4 protein-coding genes are annotated in these 3,123 nt (G+C 49.6%); all 4 read left to right on the forward strand.

Annotated features, from left to right (window positions below; translation table 11 throughout):
• The coding region (locus DXB92_RS12990; RefSeq protein ID WP_181977090.1) for a DNA cytosine methyltransferase at window positions 1-898 on the forward strand (898 nt) is incomplete at its 5' end.
• A gap of 116 nt (window positions 899-1,014) precedes the next feature.
• Window positions 1,015-1,677, forward strand: a complete 663-nt coding sequence (locus tag DXB92_RS12995) for a virulence protein (protein ID WP_117734201.1) — start codon at window positions 1,015-1,017, stop codon at window positions 1,675-1,677.
• Window positions 1,661-1,897: a DUF4314 domain-containing protein gene (locus DXB92_RS13000; RefSeq protein WP_117734202.1), complete on the forward strand. Its 237-nt coding sequence runs from the start codon at window positions 1,661-1,663 to the stop codon at window positions 1,895-1,897. The genes DXB92_RS12995 and DXB92_RS13000 overlap by 17 nt, the downstream gene beginning before the upstream one ends.
• Window positions 1,898-2,136: 239 nt before the next feature.
• Window positions 2,137-3,078 (forward strand): amidoligase family protein, encoded by a 942-nt coding sequence (locus DXB92_RS13005; protein ID WP_117734203.1) that lies wholly within the window; start codon window positions 2,137-2,139, stop codon window positions 3,076-3,078.
• Window positions 3,079-3,123: the final 45 nt, after the last annotated feature.

Here is a 3,123-nt window from a genome sequence, read left to right on the forward strand (position 1 = left end):
GCCTTGTGTACTGGAAAATCATCCTGCTGACAGCCGGCTTCAGATCTCTGAGAGCGGAAAAGTACAGACACTGACTTCCAGATGCGGAACAGGCGGCGGAAATGTTCCGCTGTTGATGGATACACCGAAAACACTGAAGATTCGCTGTGGAAAAGCCGGCGGTGGAAAAGGCAGTCTGATACAGGAAAACAAATCTGCTACGCTGTCCTGCAACAATGACCAGACGGTATTTCAGCCGAAAGCATACGGCATCAGTTCCTTTTCCAGCAATGCCATGCTTTCCGGTAATCCGCATAGCGGCATTTATGAGGCAGACACTGCCCGTACTTTGGACACCAGCGACCAGTCACCAGCAAAAAACCAAGGCGGTATTGCTGTTCTGGAAAGTTATGCTTTGCAGGGTTCAATGATCGGTCGGTCTGACCAAAACGGACCACAGGGCGGCGGTGTCAACAAAGATGTCACTTTCACTTTGAATGCTACCGACCATCATGCAGTGTATGCCGCTTCTACAGGAAATTTCAGCAGTGCATTTTGGGAAACGACCCCTACACTGCTGGCACGGGACCACAAAGACCCCAGCATCGTTTCCAGCGGTTATGCGGTTCGCAGACTGACACCGCAGGAATGTGCAAGACTGCAGGGATTTCCGGATCAGTGGTGCAGTGACCTGGCATCGAAAAATCCCACAGAAGAAGAAATCGACCGATGGGCAGCTATTTTTGAAGAATACCGAAAAGCGGTAAAACCGGAGAGCCGTCCCAAAAGCCGAAAGATGGTACAGAAATGGCTGCAAGATCCATATCGTGATGCAGCAGAGTACCGCCTTTGGGGGAATGGCATCTGTCTGAATGTAGCTGTTTTTGTGCTTGCCGGAATTGTCTGGGCAGATTTGTGATCTGTTACAAATGACAGCCGAAACATTCTACATATCTCACAGTTGCTATCTGTGGGAAACAGAGTTAATATGTGTCATGGCGAAAGCAAAAACGCCGAAAGAAAGGAGTTTTTCACATGACCATTACTTATCACAGTCAAAATCGAAAGGAACTGGTGAAAGCCATCAGTAAGATTATCGGCATTCCGGCAATATATCAATTCATGCCCACCTGTGCCTACCAAATCGGGGAATGCTACACCATTACCAAGTCCGGTGATCTGGAAATCAGTGACCAAGCCGACCGTAAGGAAACAGAACGGCTTCTTGCTGAACTGGCAAATCAGGGCTACGCTGTTCCGGACACCACAGAACCGGAATCCAAGGGCTTGACGGTGCAGATGCCAGCCGATTTCTTCACGGAGCATACGCTCGGCAATCTCCGGCAGATCTGCGAAAACAAGGCTGCCCTTTTTCAGGCTGCTTTTCAGGCGAATACGCTCGACATTATTTCAGCTGATGAAAAGGTGGAATTTCCATGGTTCACGGTCGAACAGGACGGCGATGCAGATGCCTACTGCACCTTCATTTCCATGCTCTGCGAATTTGCCAAGAACCAGAGCCGCATCAACCGCAAACCGGACACCTCCGACAATCCCAAGTACACCATGCGGTGTTTCCTGATTCGTCTGGGAATGGTGGGTGCAGAATTCAAGGCAGCAAGAAAAGTCATTCTTCGCAATCTCACTGGCAATTCCGCATTCAGAAAGGTTGGTGATACTGATGCAGTTTCCGAGTGAATCATATCTGGAACAGCTGCGAAAAAAGTACCCTGTCGGAACGAAATTACAGCTGATTTCTATGCGAAATGAAAAATATCCGGTTCTTTCCGGAACAGTCGGCGAGGTCACGCACATTGACGATGCGGGCAGCATTCATATGCGGTGGGAGAATGGTTCTTCCCTTGCTCTGATTCCCGAAATCGACAGTTTCCAGACCGTATCCGAGGCGAAAAAATAAGGCGAGACCTCCTCCATTGTACGGTATGTTACCATACAATCGCAAGAATTGCAAGGGTGTATTCTACACAATCTTTTACCTGCATTTTCTGTACATTTAGCCACTTGCTATCTCCTCCGTTTAGAGTTAATATGGGTACAACGAAAGGGGTGCGGGTTGCCAGTGGCAACCTCTGCGAAGCAGAAGCACCGACCGAGGCGACAGCCGAGACAAAGCCCGAAACTACGGAGGAAAACATTATGAACGCTAAAACAGAAAGACAGATTGAAAACCTGAAAAAGCAGACCATCGGCGTGGAGATTGAGATGAACCACATCACCAGAGGACGAGCTGCCAGACTTGCCGCCAACCATTTCAGCACAGGCAGATACGAATACACCGCCAGCCGAAACGGCTACAGCACTTGGTCAGCATGGGATGCACAGGGCAGAGAATGGAAATTTCAAAAGGATGTCAGCATTGCAGGATGCGATGCCGAAAAGTGCGAACTGGTTACACCGATTCTTCACTACAGCGACATTGAGACCTTGCAAGAACTGGTCAGAAAGCTTCGCAAAGCCGGAGCAATCAGCCATGCAGGCATCGGAGCCGGAGTACACATTCACATTGGAGCAAACGGACACACACCGCAAACTCTGCGAAACCTCGCCAACCTTATGGCGAGCCACGAACAACTGATTGCAGATGCCCTGAAAATCGACCAAGGCAGAATGAACCGATATTGCAGAACGGTCAATCCCCAATTCATCGAACAGCTGAACCGAAAAAAGCCCACCAACATGGCACAGTTCGCAGACATCTGGTATACGGCGAACGGTGCAAATTACGGCAGAAATCAGCACTACAATGACAGCCGATACCACATGCTGAACTATCACGCAACTTTTACAAAAGGCACAATTGAATTCCGGTTATTTCAATTCGACAAGCCTGCCAACGGCAGGAAAAACGGACTTCATGCCGGACAGCTGAAAAGCTACATACAACTTTGCCTTGCCCTTTCCGAAATGGCAAAGGGACTGCGAACCGCCAGCCCGAAACCACAGCAAACGGAAAACCCGAAATTCGCCATGCGGACATGGCTGATTCGGCTGGGACTGGTCGGCGAGGAGTTCGCCACAGCGAGAAATTTTCTTACCAAGAACCTTGATGGCGATGCCGCTTTCCGGTTCTGCAGATAAAGGGACAGCCTTTTGCTACCAGCTACACCAGACCGCTTCGGCGGT

The organism is Ruminococcus sp. OM06-36AC (assembly GCF_003438725.1).
In the GTDB taxonomy this organism is placed as follows: domain Bacteria; phylum Bacillota; class Clostridia; order Oscillospirales; family Ruminococcaceae; genus Ruminococcus_C; species Ruminococcus_C callidus.

Bases quoted from the DNA above. Each gene is read 5' to 3' on its own strand.
- DXB92_RS13000 (WP_117734202.1), top strand. From the start codon at position 1,661: ATGCAGTTTCCGAGTGAATCATATCTGGAACAGCTGCGAAAAAAGTAC.
- DXB92_RS12995 (WP_117734201.1), top strand. From the start codon at position 1,015: ATGACCATTACTTATCACAGTCAAAATCGAAAGGAACTGGTGAAAGCC.
- DXB92_RS13005 (WP_117734203.1), top strand. From the start codon at position 2,137: ATGAACGCTAAAACAGAAAGACAGATTGAAAACCTGAAAAAGCAGACC.